Annotated in this window: 20 protein-coding genes and 1 pseudogene; 15 read left to right on the top strand and 6 right to left on the bottom strand. The window is 46.5% G+C overall.

The annotated features are described in order from the left end of the window. Positions 1-6 precede the first annotated feature (6 nt). From AACU55_RS19225 to AACU55_RS19180, 10 genes are all read left to right on the top strand, one after another. The gene (locus AACU55_RS19225) at positions 7-747 is read left to right on the top strand and encodes a glycosyltransferase family 32 protein (protein ID WP_126125119.1); all 741 of its coding nucleotides are present in this window, start codon (positions 7-9) and stop codon (positions 745-747) included. A 64-nt stretch (positions 748-811) separates the two neighbouring features. Then, on the top strand, positions 812-2,110 hold the full coding sequence (locus AACU55_RS19220) for a flippase (protein ID WP_126125118.1): 1,299 nt from the start codon (positions 812-814) through the stop codon (positions 2,108-2,110). 39 nt (positions 2,111-2,149) lie between these two features. Beyond that, a complete protein-coding gene (locus AACU55_RS19215) occupies positions 2,150-3,208 on the top strand; it encodes a glycosyltransferase (RefSeq protein ID WP_240785647.1) in 1,059 nt (352 codons plus the stop codon). Between the two features lie 42 nt (positions 3,209-3,250). Then, positions 3,251-4,396, top strand: a complete 1,146-nt coding sequence (locus AACU55_RS19210) for a cellulase family glycosylhydrolase (protein WP_126125117.1) — start codon at positions 3,251-3,253, stop codon at positions 4,394-4,396. A gap of 78 nt (positions 4,397-4,474) precedes the next feature. Next, positions 4,475-4,840: a serine O-acetyltransferase gene (locus AACU55_RS19205; RefSeq protein WP_126125116.1), complete on the top strand. Its 366-nt coding sequence runs from the start codon at positions 4,475-4,477 to the stop codon at positions 4,838-4,840. An 81-nt stretch (positions 4,841-4,921) separates the two neighbouring features. Next, positions 4,922-5,977 carry a glycosyltransferase family 4 protein gene (locus AACU55_RS19200; RefSeq protein ID WP_126125115.1) on the top strand — a complete coding sequence of 352 codons (1,056 nt, stop codon included), beginning with the start codon at positions 4,922-4,924 and terminating at the stop codon, positions 5,975-5,977. A 36-nt stretch (positions 5,978-6,013) separates the two neighbouring features. Beyond that, complete coding sequence (locus AACU55_RS19195; RefSeq protein ID WP_015690363.1) at positions 6,014-7,435, top strand: mannose-1-phosphate guanylyltransferase/mannose-6-phosphate isomerase; 1,422 nt, start codon at positions 6,014-6,016, stop codon at positions 7,433-7,435. A gap of 14 nt (positions 7,436-7,449) precedes the next feature. Further along, positions 7,450-8,829, top strand: a complete 1,380-nt coding sequence (cpsG, locus tag AACU55_RS19190; protein WP_037033310.1) for a phosphomannomutase CpsG — start codon at positions 7,450-7,452, stop codon at positions 8,827-8,829. A gap of 85 nt (positions 8,830-8,914) precedes the next feature. Continuing rightward, positions 8,915-10,069: a glycosyltransferase family 4 protein gene (locus AACU55_RS19185; protein WP_037033309.1), complete on the top strand. Its 1,155-nt coding sequence runs from the start codon at positions 8,915-8,917 to the stop codon at positions 10,067-10,069. Between the two features lie 138 nt (positions 10,070-10,207). Further along, positions 10,208-11,278: a GDP-mannose 4,6-dehydratase gene (locus AACU55_RS19180; RefSeq protein WP_015690360.1), complete on the top strand. Its 1,071-nt coding sequence runs from the start codon at positions 10,208-10,210 to the stop codon at positions 11,276-11,278. A gap of 87 nt (positions 11,279-11,365) precedes the next feature. Here AACU55_RS19180 and AACU55_RS19175 read toward each other — a convergent pair whose 3' ends face one another. The 3 genes and pseudogenes from AACU55_RS19175 to AACU55_RS25785 all read right to left on the bottom strand — a co-directional run. Beyond that, on the bottom strand, positions 11,366-12,379 hold the full coding sequence (locus AACU55_RS19175; protein WP_037033306.1) for a substrate-binding domain-containing protein: 1,014 nt from the start codon (positions 12,377-12,379) through the stop codon (positions 11,366-11,368). Positions 12,380-12,388: 9 nt separating this feature from the next. Continuing rightward, positions 12,389-13,000 carry a methyl-accepting chemotaxis protein gene (locus tag AACU55_RS25790; protein WP_443531897.1) on the bottom strand — a complete coding sequence of 204 codons (612 nt, stop codon included), beginning with the start codon at positions 12,998-13,000 and terminating at the stop codon, positions 12,389-12,391. Between the two features lie 441 nt (positions 13,001-13,441). Continuing rightward, positions 13,442-13,996 (bottom strand): annotated as a pseudogene (locus AACU55_RS25785) (MCP four helix bundle domain-containing protein); the annotation flags it as partial. Between the two features lie 551 nt (positions 13,997-14,547). Here AACU55_RS25785 and AACU55_RS19165 point away from each other — a divergent pair. Next, positions 14,548-15,852, top strand: coding sequence for an Nramp family divalent metal transporter (locus AACU55_RS19165; RefSeq protein ID WP_013576862.1), 1,305 nt, complete (start codon positions 14,548-14,550; stop codon positions 15,850-15,852). 11 nt (positions 15,853-15,863) lie between these two features. Here AACU55_RS19165 and AACU55_RS19160 read toward each other — a convergent pair whose 3' ends face one another. From AACU55_RS19160 to AACU55_RS19150, 3 genes are read right to left on the bottom strand one after another with little or no spacing between them, the layout of a single operon-like run. Next, the gene (locus AACU55_RS19160; RefSeq protein WP_134705936.1) at positions 15,864-16,826 is read right to left on the bottom strand and encodes a lysylphosphatidylglycerol synthase domain-containing protein; all 963 of its coding nucleotides are present in this window, start codon (positions 16,824-16,826) and stop codon (positions 15,864-15,866) included. Then, the gene (clsB, locus tag AACU55_RS19155) at positions 16,826-18,073 is read right to left on the bottom strand and encodes a cardiolipin synthase ClsB (protein ID WP_134705935.1); all 1,248 of its coding nucleotides are present in this window, start codon (positions 18,071-18,073) and stop codon (positions 16,826-16,828) included. The genes AACU55_RS19160 and clsB overlap by 1 nt, the downstream gene beginning before the upstream one ends. After that, the gene (locus AACU55_RS19150; RefSeq protein ID WP_134705934.1) at positions 18,070-18,831 is read right to left on the bottom strand and encodes an endonuclease/exonuclease/phosphatase family protein; all 762 of its coding nucleotides are present in this window, start codon (positions 18,829-18,831) and stop codon (positions 18,070-18,072) included. Before AACU55_RS19150 ends, clsB begins: the two co-directional genes overlap by 4 nt. Positions 18,832-19,116: 285 nt before the next feature. Here AACU55_RS19150 and rbsK point away from each other — a divergent pair, with 285 nt between their 5' ends. The 4 genes from rbsK (at position 19,117) to AACU55_RS19130 (ending at position 23,354) form a co-directional block, all read left to right on the top strand. Next, positions 19,117-20,331, top strand: coding sequence for a ribokinase (rbsK, locus tag AACU55_RS19145; RefSeq protein ID WP_134705933.1), 1,215 nt, complete (start codon positions 19,117-19,119; stop codon positions 20,329-20,331). A 94-nt stretch (positions 20,332-20,425) separates the two neighbouring features. Next, positions 20,426-21,355, top strand: coding sequence for a dihydrodipicolinate synthase family protein (locus AACU55_RS19140; RefSeq protein ID WP_134705932.1), 930 nt, complete (start codon positions 20,426-20,428; stop codon positions 21,353-21,355). Positions 21,356-21,527: 172 nt separating this feature from the next. Beyond that, positions 21,528-22,025: a YhcH/YjgK/YiaL family protein gene (locus tag AACU55_RS19135; RefSeq protein ID WP_183065363.1), complete on the top strand. Its 498-nt coding sequence runs from the start codon at positions 21,528-21,530 to the stop codon at positions 22,023-22,025. A 15-nt stretch (positions 22,026-22,040) separates the two neighbouring features. After that, positions 22,041-23,354, top strand: a complete 1,314-nt coding sequence (locus tag AACU55_RS19130; protein ID WP_205960129.1) for an MFS transporter — start codon at positions 22,041-22,043, stop codon at positions 23,352-23,354. The last annotated feature ends 368 nt before the right edge of the window (positions 23,355-23,722 follow it).

The following is a 23,722-nucleotide window of genomic DNA, read 5'->3' as shown; positions in this document are numbered from 1 at the left end:
GCAAATGTGATCCCTAAAGTCATACATTATTGCTGGTTTGGTAGGGCTGAAAAACCAAAGTCTGTTCAAAAATATCTCGCTGCCTTTCATCAACTCGAATATGATGGATATAAAATAATTGAATGGAATGAGGATAATTTTGATTTAACGAGCAACAGCTATATTCGTAATGCTTATGGGCAAAAAAAATGGGCTCATGTCTCTGATTTTGTCAGGTTGGATGTTTTATACAACTATGGTGGAATTTATCTAGATACCGACATTGAGATAGTTTCCGGTTTTGAGGATTTATTGGATTTAGATTTCTTTATAGGATTTATGTGGGATTGTAATCTTGGCACGGCTGTAATTGGAGCTTGCCAAGGTAATGGCATTATAAATGAGTTGCTTTCAAAGTATTTGAATGAGGAAATATCTCTCACATCCCCTAATAACGACTTATTTACACGTTATTTTTTAGAAGCACTACCTGATTTTAAATTGAATGGAAGAGAACAGCTTCTTACTGGAAATATAAGAATTTTAAATAAATGTGTTTTTGAACACCCATCATTATTTAAAAGAAAAAATAGAACAATACATCATTTTTCTCAGTCGTGGAAAAAAAATAACAAGCTTAAGTCTAAAATAAAAAAATTCGTTATATATATTATTGGGCTGTATATATATAGAAAATATATATGTAGGAAATCGTTACGAATGTCCCCATTTTATGAACGCTATAAAATTGATCTCAAGGCAAAGTAATACATTCATTCGGTACAATTTAAGGGATGGAAATGTCGAAATGTTATTTTATAAATAAACTATTATGAAAAAATACCTAGCAAATTCATTTTGGGTTTTATCAGAAAAAATAATAAGGCTAACAGTAGTGTTTTGCCTATTTTCATATGTTTCACAGAAATTAACTGTATATGAATTTGGTGTTTTTTCTTTAGCGCAAACCATAGCTTCCCTTATGATTGGGGTTGTCGCATTCGGATTTGATAACGTACTTATTAAGGAGTTTTCTGCTTCAAATAGAGTTAATGAGGTCTTGTCTACTTCATTAATTTTCAGAATGATGTTGTCTATTTTTACGGTTTTAATTTTTTCAATTGTCATACTTCTAACTGATTATAATAATACTTATAAGGCAGTTTTTATTATATCTTCATTTAGTGTTTTTTTTCAGGCTCAAACTATTTACTACTCTTATTACCAGGCAATCTCTAAATCAGAAGTTATTACAAAAACTAGTATCGTAGCTTTAATAATATCTTCGATAATAAAATTAACAATACTTTATCTAAACTTGGGAGTGGTTTATTATACATTGTCATTTTGCTTAGATTACTTATTTTCATTTTTGCTGATCTTTCTTGTTTCAAGAAAAGGTGGCTTAAATGTTAATTTTAAGTTTTTTAATATAAAAAAACTAACATCATTAGTTAAGCAATCATTTCCTATTCTGGTTTCAACATTGATAGTTATGATTTATACCCGTATAGATCAATTCATGCTTGCTAAAATGATCGGTATGGATGAAGTTGCTAAATTTAATGTGGCGATTAGGATTTCAGATGCTTATATGTTTATTCCTCTAGCTATTGCTGCTTCATTTTTTCCAATGGTGGCAAATAATAGTTCACCTAGTAATATAAAAAAATATTTCTATGTTACGCATCTTTTTACATCAATATCTGGTGCTCTAGTTATTCTTCTTACACCATTTATTGTAAATGCTTTCTTCGGGGTACGATATCAAGAATCAATTTCAGTAATATATATTATAGTTATAGCTAACATAATATCATCGCTAGGTTCTGTGAGTTCTAATATTCTAATTATTAGAGATGTATCCTACTTAAGGATTTATAGGGCAATTTATGGATTAGTTATTAATGTGGTTTTAAATGTCATACTCATACCCAAATACGGAATGATTGGTGCTGCCTATGCCTCACTATTCAGCCAAGTTGTAGCTGCTTGGATAAGCAATATATTCTCCGTAAAAACAAGAGACTGTTTTTATTATCAGACGTTGGCTCTAGTCACTTTTGGCATCCCTGTTATCAAAGAGATATTTATAACAATGAGGAAAACTACAAAAAAACGTCATAAATAAAATATAGATTTTCTACAGATTATAATTTCGGGGATTAAGATGAAAAATGTACTTTTTATTATGCCATTTCTTGGTAGAACAGGTGCGGAACGTGTAATATTTAATCTTGTTAATAATATAAACTCTAAAGAATATAAACCCCATATACTTTTATATGCAGATGAGCCTGAAAGGAATTCACTTTTACGAAGTTTACGCGAAGATATACCCGTAACTTTTCTGAATGTAAAAGGAAGAGCAAGATATAATTTGCACAAAATTATATTTGGTATTAGACGATATTGTATTAATGAAAAAATTGATACAATGTTAATTAGTGACGGTACTGCGAACGCATTTATATCTCCTTTTCTTTTTTTACTAGGTGATAACGTCAAAAAAATTGCACGAGAATCTAATCTTCCAAGTTTGTATGAAAAAAATATTTTGGCAAAGTTTCTGTACAAATCCTGCTATAAAAATTATGACACTATCGTCGTGCAAAGCAACGACATGCTTGAAGATATGACATTACAAATGGGTCTTCCTGAGTCAAAGTTAATTAAAATAAATAATCCAGTTGATATTAAATTTATTCATGAAATGTGTGGTAAAACTCCTGATTTCTCCTACCCTAAGGATAAAATTAATCTTCTTACGATGGGCAGAATGACTTATCAAAAGGGGTTTGATATTTTACTCAATTCTTTTTCAAAAATTAATCATGAAAAGTTTCATCTCACTATTGTAGGAACTGGCGAGGAAAAAGAAAATCTGCTAAAACAGGTTGAATTGTTAAAGTTAGATTCTAGTATTACTTTTATACCCTCTACGGATAATCCCTATGCACTCATGAAGCATGCCGACGTGTTTATCTCAAGTTCTCGTTGGGAAGGATATCCAAATGTTGTAATCGAATCACTTGCGTGTGGTACACCCGTAGTTGCAAATAACTATCTTGGAGGTATTAATGAGATTATTACAGCAACGAACGGGATTATTTGTGATATTGAAACTGAACTTTCTAATGCGTTAAATTATGTTTCTTCTCTGTCAGATGTTGGCATTGATAATGATAAAATACTAAAAATATATAAAGAATACGAATCCATATTATAACGGATAGATTACAATTATCTTTTCAATATAGGATCTTTGATTATGTTCGCTAAAATTTTATTGCTAACTCTTTTATTAAGCCCATTTTATGTTTTAGCTAACCTAGATATAGGAATAGGTACTCATCTTAATAACTATAAAAATTCTTCTAAACATTATGGCGAACTAATTAAAGGTTATGGCTTTACTTCAGTTCGTGATGGATTCTCCTGGAATTCTATACAAACTAATCCAGCTAGAATGAATGTCACGGAAAAGACTCTTAATGCTGATGCATTTTTTTCTAATTACAATAATGAATCTAATGGCGTTAATTCACTTTTTGTATTGGGATATGGCAGCAATTTTTATACAGAAGGGGGTTATCCACAAAACAGGGAACAAGTTAACAAATTCGTGGATTATGTTGGATGGGTAGTAAACCGTTATAAGGGAAAAGTGAAATATTATGAAATATGGAATGAGTGGTTACTGGGTACGGGAATAGGAAGGGGAAAAACCAGGCCAAAAGATGATTTATTTTTATATTTAGTTCAGCAATCCTACAAAAAAATTAAGGAAATTGATCCAAATGCCATAGTTATCGCCGGTTCAATTAATCCATTACATAAGAATGAAGTCACGTGGTTGAATGGTTTAGTAAAACAAGGATTAATGAGTTACGTCGATGGTATTTCAATACATCCTTATGCTTTTAATGAACCTAAAAGTGTTAGAGATCCAGAGGGTAGTTTCATTGCTATAGATAAGTTTGAGGCATCTTTATCTAAATTGACTGGAAAGAACGTTCCTTTGTATATCACCGAAATGGGATATCCTACAGGTACTGAGTTTTCCGGCGGGGTTTCAAATATCCAAGCAGCACAGAATATAGTTAAATATACACTTCTTGCTGCTTCACGAAATTATATAAAAGGACTTTGGTGGTATGATTTAATAGATGACGGCTCAGATCAAGATAATAAAGAACATAACTTTGGATTGTTATATCAAAACGAAAAAAGTAAAGAAGCGGCAGTTTTGTTGAAAGCTCTTCTTCCCATAATTAAGAAAAATGATATTACTACAACAAGTGATAATGAGAATTATGTTGTTTCTGTGAAAGGGATTGGGCAAGTAACTTGGATAAGAGGTGAAAATTATTCTTATCAGGAGTGGCTCATGAAAATTAACAAACTCAATAATTAATTCTGAGGTGTAAAATTGAGGAACTTGCTACGTGGTGTTTATTTGATCATATTAAAATGTATCAAAGTGATTTATTGTATGTATTTTTTTAATGATGGCAGAGTTGCTTTATATAGTGAACTGACTATCGGGCTTACTACACTTAAGAAAAAAAGAACAAAAATACCACACCCTTTCGGGGTAGTAATAGGAAAAGGTGTCACAATAGGTTATGACTGTAGGATCTATCAAGGAGTTACTATTGGGGCCAAATTAGAAGATGGTATTTCCTATCCGGTCATTGGAAATAATGTAACGATATACGCTAACAGCGTAATCGTTGGGGATATCATTATAGGAAATAATGTTATTATTGGTGCTTCCACTTTGGTTATTATAGATGTCCCCGATAACTCAGTTGTTGTAGGTAATCCGGCAAGAATTTTAAGTAGGCATCCTCAATAGTAACTTAGGTTTGAGTGGGGGGGTTATATTAACCACTTCGATTGATTAATATATTTAGAATAAACCTGGATTGAATATATAATGATATATGTCAATGGGCGTTTTTTAACTCAAAATATTACTGGTGTCCAGAGATTTGCAGAAGAAATTTCACTGGAGCTTATTAAGATTCGTAGCGACGTTATATTTTTAGTCCCTGATCTAAATGCTGTAAAAAAGAAAGAGTTATTAAATGTTATTAAAATTGAAGAGGTATGTGGTTTAAGTGGACATCTGTGGGAACAGATCACTTTACCTCTATATCTTTATAAAAATAAAAGGCCTCTCTTAATTAACTTATGTAATACTGCGCCAGTGTCTTACCCTAACCAAATAGTAACCCATCATGATATAACATACTTGAAGTTTCCGAAAAGTTTCCCGTTCTCGTTTCGTTTGTTATATAGGTTAATTGCCCCGCTCATTCTAAAAAATAGCAAACATATAATAACCGTTAGTGATTTCTCTAAAAAAGAAATTGTGACCAATTACCGCTGTCCGTTAGATAAGATATCTGTAATACCGAACGCTTACTCTGATATTTTCAAACCTTACATTACAAAAACAGATTTACAAAAAAAAGAAAATTATCTATTAGCTGTTTCTTCAACGAATTTTCACAAGAATTTCCATGGGTTAATTGATGCTTTTTTAAGTGCTGATATTGATATGGATTTAAAAATTATTGGTGGCAGCGCTGATGTTTTTAAAAAACTAGAACTTGATCAAAGCCATCCACGAATTCATTTTATGGGAAGGGTTGATGATGATCAATTGGTTGCTTTATACCAAAATGCAAATGCATTTGTATTTCCTTCTTTTTATGAGGGGTTTGGGATTCCCCCTCTCGAAGCTCAGGCATGTGGTTGTCCGGTTATATCCTCAAACAGTGCTTCAATGCCGGAGGTATTGGGTGATAGTGTGTTGTATTTCAATCCTCAATCCAAATCTGAAATAGTTAAAGCACTCGAACTGATTGCTGATAATCACGAATTAAGAAATAAACTTGTAACGTATGGCTTTAAAAATATTAAGCGTTTTTCTTGGGTTAAGTCCGCTAATAAACTGAATAATATTATCCAGAATTTTAATGGTTAAATATTAATTTCAGATTTTTTCTTGTCAGGGGTAATCATGATCCTTCCAGTAATCATGGCTGGCGGCACCGGTAGCCGTTTGTGGCCAATGTCTCGTGAGCTTTATCCAAAACAATTTCTTCGTCTGCATGGCGATAATTCCATGTTGCAGGAAACGGTCACCCGTTTAAAAGGGCTGGACGTTTCTGCACCGCTGGTTATTTGTAATGAAGAGCATCGTTTTCTTGTTGCCGAACAATTACGACAAATAGACCAGCTCTCCGACAATATTATTCTTGAGCCTGTCGGGCGCAATACGGCGCCTGCTATTACGCTGGCTGCGCTCAGTGCCATCGACAACGGTTCTGATCCGTTACTGTTGGTGCTTGCTGCCGACCATGTGATCGAGTCTCCGGATGCCTTCCATCAGGCCGTGCAGAATGCTATTCCGTTCGCTGAGCAGGGGAAACTGGTCACGTTCGGTATCGTGCCAACAGGCCCTGAAACCGGTTACGGTTATATCCAGCGGGGAACAGAATTCAGCAGTGATGCCGATCCTGTTTTTCGGGTGCAGCGTTTTGTCGAGAAACCGAATCTTGAGACCGCATTGCAATATCTGGAAAGCGGCGAGTATTACTGGAACAGCGGTATGTTTTTGTTCCGCGCCAGACGTTTTCTTGAAGAGATGGCGAAATTCAGGCCGGACATACTCGAAGCCTGTCAGAAAGCGATTGAAACTTCGCATACTGATGAGCAGCAAGATTTTATTCGTGTAGATAAAGCGGCATTTATTTCCTGCCCGGATGAATCGGTTGATTATGCCGTAATGGAAAAAACCACGGATGCGATTGTTGTTCCGTTAGATGCGGGCTGGAATGATGTGGGTTCCTGGTCGGCGCTTTGGGAAGTGAATGATAAAAACGCTGAAGGGAATGCCATCAATGGCGATGTATTTACCCATAATGCGAACAATTGTTATATCAACACCGATGAGAAATTGGTGGCCGCCATTGGTGTGGATAATCTGGTCATCGTAAATACGAAAGATGCCGTTTTAGTGATTGATAAAAACCAGGTGCAGGACGTTAAAAAAGTCGTCGAATATTTAAAAAATAATAAACGACGGGAATATCGTTTGCACCGCGAATCCTATCGCCCGTGGGGCCGTAACGATAATGTCGTGACTGCACCCCGTTATCATGTGAACCGCATCACCGTTAAACCGGGCGGACAGTTCTCATTACAAATGCACCATCACCGCGCGGAGCACTGGGTTATTCTGTCGGGCACCGCCAGAGTTATTCTCGAAGATAAAAATTATCTGCTCAGTGAAAATGAATCAACGTTTATCCCTATTGGGGCTCAGCATATGTTAGAGAACCCGGGAAAAATTCCTCTGGAACTTCTGGAAATTCAGTCAGGATCCTATCTGGAAGATGACGATATTATCCGTATAAAAGATCACTATGGTCGCTGTTAATTTGGGGATGAAATATGTCAGGTACATTAACTTGCTTTAAAGCTTACGATATCCGCGGTGAATTAGGCGTCGAATTAAATGAAGATATTGCCTATCGCATAGGGCGTGCTTACGGGGAATATTTAAAACCTAATAAAATGGTATTGGGGGGCGATGTCCGCTTAACCAGCGAAGCATTAAAACTTGCGCTGGCGAAAGGTTTGCAGGATGCGGGAACCGACGTTGTTGATATCGGCGTGACCGGTACAGAAGAAATCTATTTTGCGACGTCTTATTTGTGCCTTGATGGCGGCATTGAAGTGACGGCCAGCCACAATCCGATGAACTACAACGGCATGAAACTGGTGCGTGAAGATTCCCGTCCGATCAGCGGTGATACCGGCTTACGTGATATTCAGGCGCTGGCGGAAGCTAATAATTTTCCACCGGTCGATCAGGCTAAGCGCGGCAGTTACGAGAAAGCCTCTGTGTTGGATGAGTATGTCGATAAGCTGCTCAGCTTTATCAATGTAGAGAACTTTACCCGCCCTTTAAAACTGGTGTTTAACTCCGGTAATGGGGCCGCGGGCCATGTTGTTGATGCCATCGAACAGCGGTTTATTGCAGCCGGTGTGCCGGTTGAATTTATCAAAGTTCACCATGAGGCAGACGGCACATTCCCGAACGGTATTCCTAACCCGTTATTGCCGGAGTGCCGTCAGGACACGACGGATGCCATCATTAAGCACAACGCAGATATGGGGATCGCTTTTGACGGTGATTTTGACAGATGTTTTCTCTTTGATGATGCCGGTAATTTTATCGAAGGGTATTACATCGTCGGTCTGCTTGCCGATGCCTTCCTCGAAAAATATCCCAACTCAAGAATTATCCATGACCCGCGTCTGAGCTGGAATACCATTGATATTGTCACCGGTGCGGGCGGCGTGCCTGTTATGTCGAAAACCGGCCATGCTTTTATTAAAGAGCGTATGCGTCAGGAAGATGCGGTCTATGGCGGTGAGATGAGCGCCCATCATTACTTCCGCGATTTCTATTATTGCGACAGTGGGATGATCCCCTGGCTGCTGGTCGCTGAATTATTGCATCTGAAAGGCAAGTCTCTGCGGCAACTGATTAATGACCGGATCACGGCCTATCCTGCGTCCGGCGAAATTAACAGCTATTTGCAGCAGCCTAAAGAATCCATTGCCCGTGTATTAGCCATGTATGAAGGTGAGGCGGTTAACGTCGATCATACTGACGGGATCAGTCTTGAGTTTGACGAATGGCGTTTCAATCTCCGCAGTTCTAATACAGAACCTGTTGTACGGTTGAATGTTGAATCCCGCGCAAATACAAAACTCATGCAGGAACAAACCAGAAGAATTCTTTCTATCCTCCGCAGTATGTAATTATTAAAAATATCTTATTTAAGTGAGTAATGATAACTCGCTGTGGGTTTGTATTACTCACTTTTCATTTTATAAGGTTTAAATTATGTCACATGATGTGAGTGTTGGGATTGTTGCTGACTGGTTGGTGACATTTGCAGGGTCAGAAAAAGTTATTGCAGAGTTTATTAAATTATACCCAAATGCTGATGTTTATTCTGTTGTCGATTTTCTTTCTGATGAATCCCGGAAGAAATTCTATGGAAAAGAAGCGACGACCTCTTTTATACAGCGGTTACCTTTTGCGAAGAAGAAATATCAGCAGTATCTACCTTTAATGCCGCTGGCTATCGAGCAGCTTGATGTGACGGGGCATGACATTGTGCTTTCCAGCAGTCATGCGGTGGCTAAAGGGGTATTGACCGGCCCTGATCAGTTGCACATCAGTTATGTGCATTCTCCGATCCGCTATGCCTGGGATTTTCAGCACCAGTATTTGCGTGAGTCGGGGCTGAACAAAGGCCTGAAAGGGAAACTGGCCCGCTGGTTCCTGCATAAAATCAGGATTTGGGATTACCGGACAGCCAATGGCGTGGATCACTTTATCGCTAATTCCCAGTTTATTGCCCGGCGAATCAAGAAGGTCTATGGCCGGGATGCGGATGTTATTTATCCTCCTGTCGATGTAGAACGTTTTACTTTGCAGGAGAATAAAGAAGACTTCTATTTTACCGCCTCCCGCATGGTGCCTTATAAGCGTATCGACCTGATTGTTGAAGCATTCAGTCAGATGCCGGATAAGAAACTGGTGGTGATCGGTGACGGTTCTGAAATGGCGAAAATAAAATCCCGGGCTGGCAGCAATATCGAAATTCTGGGTTATCAGCCTGACGATGTAATGCAAGATTACATGCGGCGCACCCGGGCGTTTGTTTTTGCTGCTGAAGAGGATTTTGGCATTACGCCGGTCGAAGCACAGGCCAGCGGGACGCCGGTTATTGCCTTTGGCAAAGGCGGTGTTCTGGAGACCATCAGACCTTATGGCGAACGTAATGCCACCGGGGTATTTTTCTCAGAGCAAACGGCGGAATCACTGATTAACGCCGTGCGTCACTTTGATACGATTAAAGACTCTATCCTGCCGAAGGACTGCCGCGAAAACGCTTTAAAGTTCTCTGCACAAAGATTTCATGATGAGCTGGATGAGTATATCAAAACAAAATGGCATGACTTCAATGAACGTAAACGCATCGTTTATTAATTTGTATCCTTTTTAATATTGTTCTTTTTTCTGTCGTTGACTGTTTATTCTGCGATTCATCTTACTCAACATAACCTTGCAATTATAATCGTGCATCTGTCCGGATGCGTTTTTTAAATTGTAATCTAAGGGTTTACTATGTCTAAGGTCGCTCTTATTACCAATATCTCCGGGCAGGACGGGTCTTATCTGACTGAGCTTTTGCTTAAAAAAGGCTATACAGTCCATGGGATTATCCTGCACAGCCCGGTACCCGATACTGAATTTGTCACTGATGATTTACATGCAAATAATCCTGATTTCCATATTCATCATTATGGCTGGGGTGAAATCTTAGATCTGAGGAGTTTGCTGGCGTTAATTCGCCCGGATGAAATTTATAATCTGGATATCACCAGTGAAACTACCGCGCATTCTACATTTCCTGTAACCGGGATCAGTGCGCTGAGAATGCTGGAGGCTATCCGTTCTGAGGGGCTGGAGCGCACAACCCGTTATTATCATGCTTCATCTTCCGCGTTGTGCGGGCTGGTTAACGGGATGACCATCAATGAAATGGTGACGTTTAATCTTCCGCCTTCGGAGACCGTCGCCAGAGTCAGTGATTTCTGGACAGCCGTGAATTACCGGGAAACATTCGGTATGTATGCCTGTAACGGCATTTTGTTTAACCATGAGTCGCCGCGGCGCAGCGAAAGTTTTGTCACGCGTAAAATCACACGCGGGCTGGCGAACATTACTCAGGGGCTGGAGAAGTGCCTTTATCTGGGCAATCTGAATGCTTTACGTGACTGGGGGCATGCCAGAGATTACGTCAAAATGCAGTGGCTGATGCTGCAGCAGGACAAACCGGAGGACTTCGTCATTGCAACGGGCGTGCAGTTTACGGTGCGTCAGTTCGTGACTTTTGCGGCCCTTGAACTGGGGATCAAACTGCGGTTTGTCGGCAAAGGCGTGGAGGAAAAAGGCGTGATTGCGGCGATTATCAGCCCGGTCGCGGCAGCGCTGAAAGTCGGAGATGTGATTGTCGCCGTCGATCCGCGTTATATGCGCCCGTCGGAGGTCAGCAAGGTTTCGGTTAATCCGTCAAAAGCACGGCGTCAGTTAGGCTGGGCACCTGAAACCTCATTACAGGATCTGGTGATTGAGATGGTGCAGGCGGATCTGGCCTTCGCCAAAAAAGCGGCGCGTCTGAAGCTGTACGGCTAACGCCAGTCGCTGTTTCTGACGATGTACGAAAAAAGCCGGAGAATGCGCTGACATTCTCCGGCTTTTTTTTGTCTTCAGGAAAGCTGTTTATTTAGCGCCAAAACAGGCATCCAGCCCTGCCTGAGTATCTTTGCTTGCCAGACCTGGCATGGGTTTATCTGCGATAAGCGTGACGCCGGTATCGACATACCCGGAAACCTTTTTGCCGTGTCTGGCATAGGCAACGGCAGCATCAACACCCATCGCCGCCATCGTTAAAGGATACTGCTGGGCCGTGGCGGCAATCTTGCCTTCACGTACGTAATTTACCCCCGCACACCCGCCATCAACAGAGAGAATCATGGCATTCTTTTGTTTACCTGCTTCCTGCAAGGCTTTGTAGGCTCCGGCTGCGGCCGGTTCGTTGACGGTGTAAACCAGATTAATGTCCGGATGGGCTTTCAGGCAATTTGTCATGACCTCGTAGCCTTGTTTCTCTGCCCCTTCGCTATAGCCTGCACACACAATTTCGGGTGCGGCGGACAGTTCACTGGATTCGGCACCTGCCGCAGTTAACCCCAATCCTTTCATAAACCCGTTGTGTCTTCTTGCCCCTACCAGATGTCCTGGCGATAAATCCAGCATCGCTATTTTGAGGGGTTGCCCCGCGAACGTCAGCGGCATGGCCGCCTGAGCATACTGGCCAATCAATTCGCCAGCTTTATAGTTATCGGTGGCGAAGAGGGCATCGACGGCACTGATCGGATCCGTCGGGGAATCGAGGGCGATAACCTGCACGCCTTTCGCCCGGACCTCATCGAGTGCGGGCACAATGGCCTTAGCATCGCTCGGCGTAATGAGCAACGTGGTCGCGCCAGAGGCCACCATGGACTGAATTGCGATGATCTGTGAAGGATAATCGCTGTCTTCTTTACCGGCTGCGGTAAGCAGTTTGACCCCGTGTACGGTGGCCCCCAGCATGGCACCTTCTTTCATTTTCAAAAAGAACGGGTTGGTGTCTGTTTTAGTAATCAGGCCTATCGTGATGTTCTCATTGCTGCTGGCAAGAGCTGCCGATGTCAGCAGGGTTGTCGCCACGGCAAAAACGCAGGAAATTTTCATGTAAATACCTTAGCGGGTGGCTGTTGCAGTGACATTAAGATTTCCCGCACGTGAAATATCAAATGCAGAAATCCCCTCCAGCAAGATATGGGCCTGTTGTTTTAAACTGTCTGCTGCTGCCGCACTTTGTTCTACTAACGCGGCATTCTGCTGCGTCGCCTCGTCCATGTTGACCACGGCTTTATTGACCTGATCGATGCCAGTATGCTGTTCGCTTGAGGCAAGGGTAATCTCAGCCATCAGGCTGTTGACGCCTTTGACCGCATTCACCACTTCCATCATGGTGGTGCCCGCTTCATCCACCAGCTTAGAACCGACGTTAATCCTTTCAACAGACTCGCTAATCAGGTTTTTAATTTCCTTGGCGGCATTGGCGCTGCGCTGTGCCAGCGTTCGCACTTCACCGGCAACCACCGCAAAACCACGCCCTTGCTCACCGGCACGGGCTGCTTCAACGGCGGCGTTAAGCGCCAGAATATTGGTCTGGAAAGCAATGCCTTCAATGACCGTGATGATTTGTGTCACTTTGCCTGAGCTTTCGGCGATTTCATGCATGGTGCTGACGACGCGTTCAACGACGTTGCCACCGCGTTGCGCCACTTGTGACGCACTTGTGGCCATCAGATTCCCCTGATGGGCATTGTCGGCGTTGTGTTTCACTGTCGCGGTCAGTTCCTCCATGCTTGCTGATGTCTGTTCCAGCGAGGAAGCCTGGGCTTCGGTCCGGCGACTCAGATCCTCATTGCCCAACGTAATTTCGGTGGATGCACTGACAATGCTTTCAGCGGAATTAGCCACCTGGTTGATTAACTGATGCAGTTTCGCCTGCATTCCGCCAAGCTCTGCCAGGACGCTGTTTTGTGGTGCGTTTTCCGCGCCTTTCACTTCACTGAGATCACCCGCAGCAATACGTTGTACCACCTGACCTAAAACAAGCGGTTCTTCACCCAGTGCACGGAACAGGGAACGGATAATAATGCCCCCCAGAATAACCGCCAGACTCAGTGCGACCAGGCTGATAACGATGAAAATGAGGCGGGTTTGTTGATACGCATCTTGTGCGGTATTCAGGCTCTCTTTAGCCCGTACGTTACTGTACTGGAGATAGTCATTGGTCGTATTCAGCAGCAGCGCCAACTGAGGTCGTAGCTCGCGATTCATGCGGTCAATCGCTTCAGCTTTCTTTTCTTCAAGGGCCAGATCAACAATATGTTTAGCCACCGGCCGGTATCCTTCTTCCGCATTAGAAATCGCGGTCACGAATTGCCGATCCTTATCTGTGACATCTGAGTGTTCTTTGATTGCCGCCTGAAGCCGGTTCAGCGCGGCTGCGGTTTTCTCTTCTGCAGCAGCGACTTGTCTTTTACCTGCTTCGATATCAGCAGCCTCACTGACCAGCACCAGCCCGTAAATATTCAATGAACTGTCTTTTACGCCGCTGAGAATTAAATTCACAGCCGCCTCACGGGCGGAAACCTGCTGTACGTGAGTTTTGAATCTGTTGTTGGCCTGGCTTAACGCGTTGATAGAGAGCAGGACTACTGCGAGAACAATGACGACTAAAACGCCAAATCCCAGCGTAAGCTGGGTGCGTACAGTAGTGTGTTTAAAAGACATAGTGGTAACTCCCTGAAATTGCGATTAAAAAGGTGCAGGCACCTTAAGTCCTTAAGTTATGACAACATTTCAATCAGTCTCGTGCGTAAAATGTCGTTACCGGAGTAGCCTGTCAGGAAACACAGGATAGAAATCTGTCGGGAAGAAACTGAAGTTGGTCACGTGAACCGAATGAGTTTTAGTGATTAAGTTAACGGCACACTGGCGAGGAAACTTGATAGCAGGGGGCGGGCAGCCGGTTTGTTTGTCAGAAAAGTGTGATGTATGTCAGATTTTTATGCCGGCCAATTTTGGCACGCGCTGTTGCGCATAACCTCTGAACGAAAGGCGCAGGCACAGGGCCGTCAGTGTGGCCGTCACGCCGGATTCATCATCAGAAAAATCATTCCATTTTTATAATCTCAGGCAATGATTCAAGTTTCATATTTTGAAACATAAAGCCCTTAATAACCCTCAAACTAAGCTTGCACTATAGAGTATAGCCAGTGCTATATTCGTCTTTGCCGGATAAAATTCACACAAAAATAACAAGCAAGAACAGGGCGGGCAGTATGCGTGGAACAGGCCAGACTTCTTCTCTAACCGACAGAACCAATGCGGCGATTGCTAACGCCATGTCCGGCCGCAAACGCGGCCTGATGACACCGCTGTTGTTTGCGGGTCCTGCGGTGATCGCCTCGATCGCCTATATGGATCCGGGTAATTTTGCGACCAATATTCAGGCTGGCTCGCGCTATGGCTACGCGCTCCTGTGGGTGGTCGTCATGGCCAATATGATCGCCATGCTGTTTCAGGCGCTCTCCGCCAGACTGGGGATCGTCACCAACAGAAATCTGGCGGAAATGTGTCGCGACCAGTTCTCCAGACCCGTGGTTTGGGGGATGTGGGTGGGCAGCGAAATCGCCGCAATGGCGACCGATCTGGCCGAATTCCTCGGGGGGGCTTTAGCCCTGTCGTTACTGTTCCATATGCCGTTACTGGCCGGGATGGGTATCACGGCGCTGGTTACCTACGGTCTTTTGATGGTGGAAAAGCGTGGTTTCCGCCCTGTTGAGCTGATGATCGGCGGGTTAGTGGCGGTGATTGCGCTGTGTTATCTGGTCGAAATGTTTATTGCGCAGGTTGACTGGGCCGCAGCCGGTCTGGGCATGGTGACACCGCAACTGCCCGACGCGCAGGCGCTGACCATTGCCGTGGGGATCATCGGAGCCACCGTGATGCCACATGCGATCTTCCTGCACTCGGGGCTGACTCAGCACCGTACCCATGCCAGGAATCCGGGCGAACGTCGTACACTGCTGCGTTTTTCCAATATTGAAGTGGTGATCGCGCTGACCCTCGCCGGATTGGTGAATATCGCGATGGTGATTATGGCCGCCAGTGCCTTCCATGCCGGCCACAGCGATGTGGCGGAAATCGAAACGGCCTATCACACCCTGACTCCGCTGTTAGGGGCGGGGGCGGCAGGTTTCTTTCTGCTGTCATTGATTGCTTCCGGTATTTCCAGTTCAGTGGTAGGCACTATGGCAGGTCAGATGATCATGCAGGGCTTCGTCGGTTTTCGTATTCCTGTCTGGTTGCGCCGTCTGGTCACCATGATCCCTGCGTTTATCGTGGTAGCAATGGGCGTTAATGCCACCGACGCGCTGGTATACAGCCAGGTGGTGCTCAGCCTGGCGTTGCCTGCGCCGATGATTGCATTGGTGATATTCACCAGCCGTCGCGACATCATGGGGGAGTTTGTTAACAGCCGCCTGACTGTCGTGACTTCCATCATCGGCACCGTGGTGATTGTGGCGCTCAATATCATCCTGCTGCTGCAAACATTTGGTGTGAATATCCCCGGTCTGGAATAATGCCAGAAGGCTTACTTCGCCATCGCCTTCTGGTTCTTCGCCCGCAATTTCTTCGCCCGACTCTCCAGCATCAAATAGCACACCAGCGCCAGCAGCAGCGGCAGGAAGTAGTAGAGCATACGGTAGGCCAGCAGGGCGGCGATAATCGTGCCCTGCGAAGTATGTTCTCCGGCCAGCAGGGCGATAAACACCGCTTCCAGCACGCCGATCCCCGCCGGAATATGCACAATCACCCCGGCGATACTGCTGACTAACAGCACGCCCAGCACAAAGAAATAGTTCACATCCTCGCCTAACAGCAGCCAGATAATCGCCCCCATGGCCATCCAGTTGGCGCTGGAAATTACCATCTGCGCCAGCGCAAATTTAAACGACGGTAGCACCAGTTTTTGCCCTTTCACCGTCATATGGCGGCGTTTAGCATAGGCGCAGAACCAGACGTAAGTGGCCACCATCGCCAGCAGCACAATGCCCATAATGCGCAGTGTGCCTTCGTCGATGTACCAGTGCAAAGGCAGCTCCACGACGCCGAAGGTGAAGATAATGCCGCCGAGCAAAATATAGCCAAGCCAGTTGGTGGTAATGCTCAGTGAGAAAATGCGGGTGATCGTGGCGCCGGGCAGACCCAGACGGGAGTAGAGCCGGTAACGCATGCCGATGCCGCCAACCCAGGTGCTGAGCGTGAGGTTAAAGGCGTAGCAGATAAATGACACCAGCATCACCTGACGGGCCGCGAGTTTGTGCCCGCAATAAGCGCGCGCCAGCAGATCGTAACAGCCGTACAGCAGATAGCTGATGATCACCAGCACCACTGATATCAGCAGTGGCGTGCGGTTGTAATTGCGAATGACTTTCCACACGTCTTCCCAGTTGACCGTGCGGGCGTAAACCACCAGCAGCACAGCCACGGCGATAAAGAAAATCCAGGTGAGTATTTTTTTCGCCAGACGCCACTTCGGATGTGATGCAGACATTATGATTTCACCTCTGAATTCTCTGACGTCACCCGATCCTGCGTTTCAATTTCGGGTTGTACGGGCGGCTTTACCTGGGCAAGCCTTGGCGTGTGCGCCGGTAGCCAGCCGACCATGGCCGGGAATTTACGCAGGAAGTGAAACGCCACCACGCTTTTCGCCAGGTTCCACCAGGTGCGTTTCGGGGCCATAGTTTGATCCACGCGCTGGCAGTCTCTGGCGATAATACCGTGCAGGTTCTCGCGCAGCGTCTGGTTAAACGTCCGGTCGTGGATAATCAGATTGGCTTCAAGATTGAGCGACAGGCTCAGCGGATCGAGATTACTGGAGCCGATCGTCGCCCAGTGAGCATCCATCAGCGCGACCTTGCCGTGCAGCGGACGACGGCGATATTCATACACCTGCACACCGCCTTTCAGCAGATAGTTGTACAGCAGCTCTGCACCGACTTTTACAATCGGCATATCCGGCTCGCCCTGCACGATAAGTTTTACCTGCACGCCGCGGCGGGCTGCATTGCGCATGGCGTGAAGCAGACGGTAACCAGGAAAGAAATAGGCGTTGGCGATAATCACTTCTCGCCTGGCGCTGGCCAGCATTTTCAGATAGTGACGCTCAATATCATCCCGGTGATCGTCATTATCGCGCCAGACAAACAGCGCCTGCGCCTCGCCGGGATTGCGATTTTCCGCCGCATGATAGCGGCGACGTTGCTGCCACCATCGGTGGGTATGCGCGTGACCGGGCAGATTCTCCAGCTCAAACTGCAAAATGTCATCCACCACCGGGCCTTCCACCCGTACGGCGTAATCCTGCTTGGCCTCAGGACCGTAATCGGACATGTGCTCGGCGGAGTAATTAATCCCGCCGACAAACGCCACTGTATTGTCGATGACAACAATTTTACGGTGCATACGGCGGAAGAGATTAGTTCGCATACCGAACAGCGGCGGGCGCGGGTCGTAATAGCGAAACACCACGCCTGCTGAAGTCAGTTCGCCGACGAAATCATCGCTCAAATCAGGCGATCCGTAGCCGTCGAGCAGCACTTCAACCCCGATACCGCGCTGTGCGGCGCGCAGGAGCACCGCGTGTAACTGGCGACCCACGTCATCCTCAAACCAGATAAAGGTTTCGAGAATCACTTTACGCTGAGCGTTATCGATAGCGTCAAATACCGCCGGGTAATATTCGTCGCCATTTTCCAGAAGCTGGATGCGGTTGCCTTCCCGCCATGCGGTTTTCATAGATGGATCTCCGCGCTTAACGGGGCATGATCGGACAGATGACGCCAGTTACGCAGCGGCAGCACCGCAGGCGCGCTGGCATTGGCATTTTTCACATAGATCCTGTCAAGACGCAGAAGCGGCATCCTGACCGGGAAAGTGCGCGCCGGGCGGCCTTTTGCGCGGGTGAAAATCTCATCGAGTCCCGCCTGTACTTTAAGCGGGCGATTGGCTTTTTGCCGCCAGTCGTTGAAATCGCCCGCCACCAGCACCGGTTCTCCCTGCGGGAAAGCGTTAACCCAGTCGGCCAGCATCTTGAGCTGCGCCTGGCGGTGCGCTTCGCGCAGACCCAGATGTACGCAAATCACGTGGACAGGGGACCCAAGCTGCGGGGGCACGATACGGCAGTACAACAGGCCGCGATTCTCACTACCCGCGACCGACACGTCGCGATTCTCGTAATGTTCAATGGGATAGCGTGAAAGGACGGCATTGCCGTGATGACCTTCCGGGTAGACCGCGTTGCGTCCGTAGGCGAAGTCGCTCCACATGCTGTCAGCAAGAAACTCGTAATGGGGGATGTCCGGCCAGCTTTCCACATGCAACGAATGCACATCATGTGCGCCCGTCACTTCCTGCAGGCAGACGATATCGGCACCGACGGTGCGTACCGCGTCGCGCAGCTCGGGTAAAATGAAGCGTTTATTAAACGCGGTGAAGCCCTTGTGAGTATTAATCGTCAGTACTTTCAATGAAAATTGCGGTCTTTGTTGGGTCATTCTTTATCCTGCCAGCGTCACTATCCTGATGAAAATAAAGTATAGTTTCTGTTACGAAAAGAGGCGGCGTCATGTGTGTCCGGGTGAAACGAGCACCGGGGTGATGCGCGCCCTCTTGTGACAGCCCCTCACTTTCGATGGCTCTTTTCTGCTCCTTTCTTCTCACTTCGCCAAATCAAAAATTCCCATTTTTGTTTACTTCCGTTTTGCTGGTTAAGCTATGAGCATCATCACTCTTTAATCAGTTTCGTGCACTTATTCTGAATACAGAGAAGGCGGGTGGATATGTTTCTTGAAGAACGTCGGCAGCAAATCCTGGAATATCTGGATAAAAACGAGCGGGTAAAAGTGGAGGTTTTGGCGTCCCTGTTTGCGGTGACCAGAGAGACCATTCGCAGTGATCTGAATGCCCTGGCGGCTGAAAAATTGGTTCAGCGATGTCATGGCGGTGCAATGGTGATACGGCGGAGTTTGCAGTCAAAGCTAATTGCTGACACCGGTGGCAACTTTGAAGTGTTGTTGCAACGGCTGCAGAGTCAGAAAAGAAAGCAGAGCGTACAACAGGGGAAAGGAAAGAACATGAAAGGTAAGGTTTGCATTCTGGGTTCATTTAACGTCGATATCGTGGCGAAGGTTGAACGTTTTCCAAAAGGCGGAGAATCCCTGTTGGCGCTGGGCAGCACGCTCGGCCCCGGCGGCAAAGGGGCGAATCAGGCCACGGCGGTCAGTCGTGCGGGTGCCAGAGTGCATTTCGTTTCCAAGGTGGGTAAGGATCAGTTCAGCCAGTTTGCTTATGATCACCTGACCTCCTCGGAGATCCACTCCTTTACCCTTTATCAGTCGGACACTGAGCCGACCGGCAACGCCATCATTTATGTCTCGCAGGAAAACGGCGAGAACATGATTGCCATTTATTCCGGTGCCAATAAAACCATCAGCGAAGACGAAGTGGCAGCGATTGCCCCCGAACTGGAAGATTCGGACGTGCTGCTCGTACAGCTCGAAAACAATTTTGCCGCTACCCTGAGCGCGATGAAATTGGCCAAAGCGCTGGGCGTGAAGGTGATTCTCAACCCGGCCCCTTTCTCGAGCCATGCGCTTGAGTGTTTTGAATATGTTGACGTTATTACACCTAATGAAACTGAGGCATCGCAGCTTTCCGGCATTGACGTGAAGGATTTAGCCAGCGCCAAAGAGGCTGCACAGCGTATCGTCAGCCAGGGGGCGAGGCGGGTGATTATTACCATGGGATCGCGCGGCGCGTTGCTGTTTGACGGTAATCAGTTCCAGCACATTCCGGCCTTCCCGGCGCTGAGCGTCGATACCACCGGTGCAGGCGATGCTTTCAACGGCGCGCTGGCTTCAAGTATTGCCAATGGACAAAGTCTGGTTCAGGCGGCGACCTATGCCGCGGCGTTTGCCTCGCTGGCCGTCGAGCGTGAAGGTGCATCAAACATGCCTGATAAGGCCCAGGTTTCAGCACGTCTGGCGCAGCGATAAATGCGGCGGTAATTCTTTAGTTTCTTGTGACGGTCGCTGCCTTGATGCATTGAGTTTAGCGGCCACGTAATCGATTCCGTCTTAAGGAGCAGTCATGACTAAAAGTATTGAAGGCATCGTGCCGGTGATGTTGACCCCTTTCACCGAAGACAACCAGATTGACTATCCGGGCCTGACCCGTTTGATCGACTGGTATCTTGAGAAAGGTGTAGATGCGTTGTTCGCCGTGTGTCAGTCGAGCGAAATGCAGTTTCTGACCCTCGAAGAGCGCGTTGCGCTGGCCGGGTTTGTGGTGAAGCACGTCGCGGGGCGCGTGCCGGTGATTGCCTCGGGCCATATCAGTGATGATATCAATGACCAAATCAGTGAGCTGAGTGCGATGGCGAAAACCGGAGCCGACGCACTGGTGCTGGTCACCAACCATCTCGATCCGAAAAATCAGGGCAGTGAGACCTTCTTTGCCACGCTGGATAAGTTGCTGAGTGCCTTGCCTGAATCCATGCCGCTGGGTTTGTATGAGTGTCCTGCACCGTATCGCCGTCTGCTGACCGACGAAGAGCTCACTTACTGCGCCAACACCGGCCGCTTCGTTGTACTGAAAGACGTGAGCTGTGACCTGACAACCGTTACCCGCCGCGTGAAGCTGGTGGCAAATACGCCGTTGAACATCATTAATGCTAATGCCGCGATTGCTTATCCGGCGATGCAGGCGGGGTCTAAAGGATTCAGCGGCGTGTTCACCAATTTCCACCCCGAGCTATACAGCTGGCTGTATCACAAGGCGGCAAGCCAGCCGCAACTCGCCGACGAGTTAGCCATTTTCCTGTCGCTGGGCGCGGTGACTGAAACACTGGGGTATCCGAAGAATGCCAAGATTTATCATCAGCGTCTGGGTACTTTCGACAGCGAGTTCTGCCGTGTGAATAAAGACAATGTGCTGGAAAAGTTCTGGGGGCTGACCGTATTGCTGGATCAAATTCACAGCGGCACGGCGCTGTGGCAGAAAAAAATCGCCGCCGTATAAGGTGAGATAGCCATGAGTGAGTGATGCGGATGAGCTGACATCTTATCCGCTGATTAATGGCCTGGTCGGATATTCAATGTACATGATGATGCTGCCAGGCCGTCAGTTTCAAATCTATAACCTTTTTAGCCGTAATCCGACCCTGAATATAAATATAAAAGGATTATTCAACATGATCGTATGTTGCCTGAGAGACTGGGAACGTGAAAAATTCGCTTTCCATCCGATTATTAATAAAGGTATTGAGTATATTACTCAAACTGATTTTACCACGCTGACACCAGGGAAATTCGATATTATTCCGGACAAGATGTTTTGCCTTCTGCAGGAAATGAATACCGTTCCTGCTCATGAAATGCGGGCTGAGTCACATTTCAAGTTTGCAGATATTCAATTTCTCTTGCAGGGAGAAGAAACCATCGGTGTGGCGCGCGGTGCGGCGGAGCACGAGGTGGCAGAAGACCGGGCGGAGAAGCATGACATCGTGTTTTATCAGGAAACGAATAATGAATCGCTGATTCGTTTGGAACCCGGCATGTTTGCCGTTTTCTTTCCGCAAGATTTACATCGCCCTTGCTGTAATACCCGAAGTCAGTCTTTTATTCGTAAAGCTGTGATTAAAATTCACCTGAGTCTGTTCAATGATGACTTATTTATGAATAACCAATAGTGGATAATTAAAATGATGAAAGACGCTACCTCTCCTCCCGATACATCTTTGGTTAAAACGGCTGCTCCTGTTGTTTCACGCTTGCGCTGGGGCATTATTTTTATTTTATTAATGGCGGCGGTCATTAATTATCTCGACCGTGCCAATTTAAGTATTGCTAATACCACCATTGCGAAAGAGTTTGGTTTCAGCCAGACGGAAATGGGCTTGCTGCTGTCTGCTTTCCTGTGGCCATATGCGCTGGCAAACCTGCCTGCGGGCTGGTTGGTTGACCGTTTCGGTCCTAAAAAAATGTTCTCGTGGGGCGTGGGGCTGTGGTCCACCTTCACGGTGATGGCAGGTTTCGTTAATGGTTATTCCATGTTCTATGCCCTGCGCATGCTGCTGGGTATTTCCGAATCACCGTTCTTTACCTCCGGCATCAAGATTACTCACCGCTGGTTCTCTGATAAAGAGCGTGCGCTGCCGACCTCGATCATCAATACCGGTTCGCAGATTGCCAATGCCATTGCGCCGCCAATCCTGACCGTGCTGCTGTTAACGCTCGGCTGGCGCGGCATGTTTATTGCCATTGGCCTGGCGGGGATCCCGCTGCTGCTGGTATGGCTGAAATTCTACCGCAATCCGACCGATCGCGAAGAAAAGGTGATCCACGCCAATTCTCAGCTGGTGCAGAAGTCGGTGACCGAAGTTAACGGCAATAACAAGGCGAGTTGGGGAGCGTTGTTCAGGCATAAAACCACCTGGTTTATGGTGATCGGCAACTTTTCTATCATGTTCACTATCTGGGTTTACCTGACCTGGCTGCCGGGCTACCTGGAAAAATCGCTGGGTTTTAGCCTGAAACAAACAGGCTGGCTGGCGGCCATTCCGTTCCTGGCGGGGATTTTAGGTGTGCTGTGCGGCGGGGCTATCTCTGACCGTCTTATCCGTCGCGGTGTGAAGACGATTACCGCGCGTAAGGTGCCGATTGTGGCCGGTGCAGCGCTGGCGGCCTGCTTTGTGGCGCCGATTCCTTTTGTACACAACACAACACTGAGTATCGCGCTGCTGTCAGTTGGCTACTTCTTCTCGCAACTGCCGCAGGGTGTCATCTGGACGCTGGCCTCAGACATTGCGCCGAAAGAGCAGGTGGCATCGATGGGCGCCATTCAGAACTTTGGTGGTTTTCTGGGGGCGGCCTGTGCGCCGATTGTCACCGGACTTATTCTGGATGCAACCGGGCAGTTCACCAACGTCTTCTTTCTCGGTGCCGGTTTACTGATGCTGGGCGCGTTAAGCTACGGGTTGTTCGTGAAAAAGCCTATTTTGGTGACAATGTCGAAATAGCGACAATCGTAAACTTCATTAAACGCCTGGCTATCGGGGCGTTTAATGAGTACGGGTTTCCCTGACACACTGAAGAAGTCCGTATCTCTGAAAGCAAAAAACCCGCCATAGGCGGGTTTCTTTAAATATGGTGCCCGGACTCGGACTAACGCCGCAGGCGTTTGAACAACGGCTTTGCCGTTGGCCCGCAGGGCGAGCCTGTCAAGGCGAGTCATCGAACGGAGTTCGATGGAGAGTCCGCATCTCTGAAAGCAAAAAACCCGCCATAGGCGGGTTTCTTTAAATATGGTGCCCGGACTCGGACTAACGCCGCAGGCGTTTGAACAACGGCTTTGCCGTTGGCCCGCAGGGCGAGCCTGTCAAGGCGA

This window comes from Rahnella sp. CJA17(1/100) (assembly GCF_963881615.1).
In the GTDB taxonomy this organism is placed as follows: Bacteria; Pseudomonadota; Gammaproteobacteria; order Enterobacterales; family Enterobacteriaceae; genus Rahnella; species Rahnella aceris.
Note: the sequence above shows the minus strand (reverse complement) of the source record. Positions and strands in the feature narration are given on the sequence as shown.